5 protein-coding genes are annotated in these 2,792 nt (G+C 63.8%); all 5 read right to left on the bottom strand.

What is annotated here, in order from left to right:
• On the bottom strand, positions 1-483 hold a 483-nt coding region (locus tag A2I95_RS30015; protein ID WP_291735747.1), incomplete at its 3' end, for a PepSY domain-containing protein.
• Positions 484-565: 82 nt separating this feature from the next.
• Positions 566-931 (bottom strand): DUF2946 family protein, encoded by a 366-nt coding sequence (locus A2I95_RS30010; RefSeq protein ID WP_291735746.1) that lies wholly within the window; start codon positions 929-931, stop codon positions 566-568.
• Positions 932-934: 3 nt separating this feature from the next.
• Positions 935-1,582 (bottom strand): ribosome biogenesis GTP-binding protein YihA/YsxC, encoded by a 648-nt coding sequence (gene yihA / locus A2I95_RS30005; RefSeq protein WP_027257387.1) that lies wholly within the window; start codon positions 1,580-1,582, stop codon positions 935-937.
• Entirely contained in the window at positions 1,582-2,334 is a 753-nt protein-coding gene (locus A2I95_RS30000; RefSeq protein WP_291735743.1) for an MOSC N-terminal beta barrel domain-containing protein, read from the bottom strand. Before A2I95_RS30000 ends, yihA begins: the two co-directional genes overlap by 1 nt.
• The coding region (yidC, locus tag A2I95_RS29995; protein ID WP_291735742.1) for a membrane protein insertase YidC at positions 2,334-2,792 on the bottom strand (459 nt) is incomplete at its 5' end. The genes A2I95_RS30000 and yidC, both read right to left, overlap by 1 nt.

The following is a 2,792-nucleotide window of genomic DNA, read 5'->3' as shown; positions in this document are numbered from 1 at the left end:
GCCGAGGCCCGCGGCGATTTCGATCAGCCGGTCGCCGGTGTCGCCGATCAGAAGGGTGGAATGGATGTTGTCGGCAAAATCATACCAGCCCGCGCGGCGGTCCCAGACCTCGATCACCTCGCCGGTGTACTGGTTCAGGGCGACCAAACGCTGGCCTTCGTCGGTTTTGACGCGGAACACGGCGGCCAAATCCGGCGCCTTGGGGCCGATCCATTCGGCGATGGTGCCGGGCTGGGCGACCGGAACGGCGGCCTCCTGCTCAGGAATGCTCAGCTCGGCTGCGCCTTGCGTCACGCTGATTTTCTCGCCGTCGCGGCCGTCGAACTGGGTGATGAACATCATCATCAGGCCGGTCACCGCCAGCATGATCAGGAAGGGGATCACAAACAGGCCGGCATAGAAGTGCCAGCGCCAGGCGGCGAAGTAGAATTTCTCGGAAAGCGGGCGCGATGGGCCCGCGGATTGCGGTTGGCTGGTTGCCATGGGGTCTCTCCATACCGGAACAGGCCGGGCACATTGGCGCCGGCGGAAATGTCAGTGTTTGTTCGGGAAAAGGGCCGCAGCCCTAGGAGAGCGCGGGCGGGCCGCGGGCGTCATAGCGCCAGTGGAAGCCGGCGGTATGGTGGGTGAAGGCCTCGCGCGACCAGCGGTCAGTCAGCGGGGGCTCAATGTTCAGATCAATCAGGCTGTCCGGCAGCAATGCCACCGCGCCAAGCGCCGCAAAGGGGCAGCTGCGGTCATCCATCGGTTCCGCGGGACCATGCGACCCGCCATCGCCCAGATCGACCCAGGCTTCCTGTACGCCATTTGAGGTGCAGATCACCAGCAGCACCTTGCCGTCCTGCGCCGAGGCGGGCATCCAGCCAGCCGGGATCAGACCGGCAACAGCCAGGGCAATCACAACCAGAAAGGAGGCGAGCCGGTCAAACACCCGTCACAAATTAGCGATAATGGACCGCAGGGTCGAGATGCCATCGCCCTTTTCCGAGGACGTCAGAACGATTTCCGGATAGGCGGCAGGGTGTTTCGCCAAGGCGCCCCTGACCTGTTCCAGCACCTTGGCGCGGTCCTTTTCCTTGACCTTGTCGGCCTTGGTCATGACGCATTGGAAGGTGACCGCGGAAGAGTCCAGCAGCTTCATGATCTCAGCGTCCACGGCTTTTACCCCATGGCGGCTGTCGATCAGCACAAAGGCGCGGCGCAGGTTCTGGCGGCCTGACAGGTAGCGCTTCAGCAGTTTCTGCCATTGCTCCACCACCTTCAGCGGGGCGTTGGCATAGCCGTAGCCGGGCAGGTCGACCAGATACAGCTCCGGGCCTTGGGTGAAGAAGTTGATCTCTTGTGTGCGGCCCGGCGTGTTGGAGGCGCGCGCGATGCCCTTGGTGCCGGTCAGCGCGTTGATCAGGCTCGACTTGCCGACGTTGGAACGGCCGGCAAAGCAGACCTCCAGCCGGTCGGCATCAGGCAGGCCGTTCATCGCGACCACGCCCTTCAGGAACTCGGTCTCGCCGGCAAACAGCTTGCGGCCCTTTTCGGCAGAGATGTCATCCGGCGCTTCGGCCAGGGAGAATTGCATTTGCATCACAGCACCTTTACCGCGTCGCCTAGGCGGATGTCTCCGCTGCGCACCACTTCGGCGTAGACCGAGAAATCCTGGTGGCCCCAATTGTCTTTCAGGGTCTTCAGCGTGTCGGCGTCGCGTTCGCCGGTTTCGGGGTTGGCAGTGGTCGCCAGGCAGCGCACCACCCGTTCGCGCACCGCAAAGACGGCCTCGCCGATCTGAACTTCGCGGCCCAGCCAGTCGTTCTCGGCCCAGGGTTCATCCAGGTCGAACCAGATGTTGCCGCGCCAGCGCAGGGGCGACAGGCCGTGGCCGATGGCCTGCTCCACCGCGCGGTGGGAAGCCCGGTTGCACAAGGAGACCGAGGGAAAATCTGTATCGGTCATGCCGCGTCCCGGCACCCGGATGATCCGGGCAGAGGCGGCGCGGCCCGCGGGCAGCAGCGGCTTTTCCCAGCCCACGAAACGCGGCAGGTCTGCGGGGCTTTCCGGGTCGAAAGTCAGGTCCGGCTGCTGCGGGTGAGTCAGCGTCAGCTGGCCGGTGGCATCGTCCAGCCGGGCGCCGATCGCCATCAGCCCGGGCGCCTTGGAGCCGCGGGTGAAATTGGCGCAGGGTGCCCATTCGGAACCGTCCGCAGCGGACGCCTCATGCGCGACCGCCCAAACGCGATCGCCGGGCATGGTTTGCCCGGCGGTCAGGGTTACGGTGTCCAGTGCCTCACGCCCGTGTGATTTGAGCGGGTGGCGCCAGATATCTGTAACTTGGTGCGCCATCAGCTGTCAGCCTTGGGCTTCTTCTTGAAGCTAGACTTGATGTTGCCGAACACGTCCGGCTTGTAGCCGTGGCTGCGCATGATCAGGTACTGCTGGCTGAAGGTGATCGTGTTGTTGGCAATCCAGTAGACCACCAGGCCGGAGGCAAAGCCGCCGAGCATGAACATGAATACCCAGGGCATCCAGGCAAAGATCATTTGCTGAGTCGGATCGGTGGGCGCCGGGTTCAGTTTCTGCTGCAGCCACATCGAGATACCCAGCAGGATCGGCAGGATACCGATGAAGACCAGCGCCATGATGCTTTCCGGTGCCGGGGAGGCAAAGGGCAGCAGGCCGAACAGGTTCATGACCGAGGTCGGATCCGGCGCGCTGAGGTCCTGGAAAGGGCCGAAGAAGGGCGCGTGGCGCAGTTCCAGAGTGACAAAGATCACCTTGTAGAGCGAGAAGAAGATCGGGAT

The organism is Leisingera sp. F5, assembly GCF_001593695.1.
Note: the sequence above shows the minus strand (reverse complement) of the source record. Positions and strands in the feature narration are given on the sequence as shown.

Bases quoted from the DNA above. Each gene is read 5' to 3' on its own strand.
- yihA (WP_027257387.1), bottom strand. From the start codon at position 1,582: ATGCAAATGCAATTCTCCCTGGCCGAAGCGCCGGATGACATCTCTGCC.
- A2I95_RS30000 (WP_291735743.1), bottom strand. From the start codon at position 2,334: ATGGCGCACCAAGTTACAGATATCTGGCGCCACCCGCTCAAATCACAC.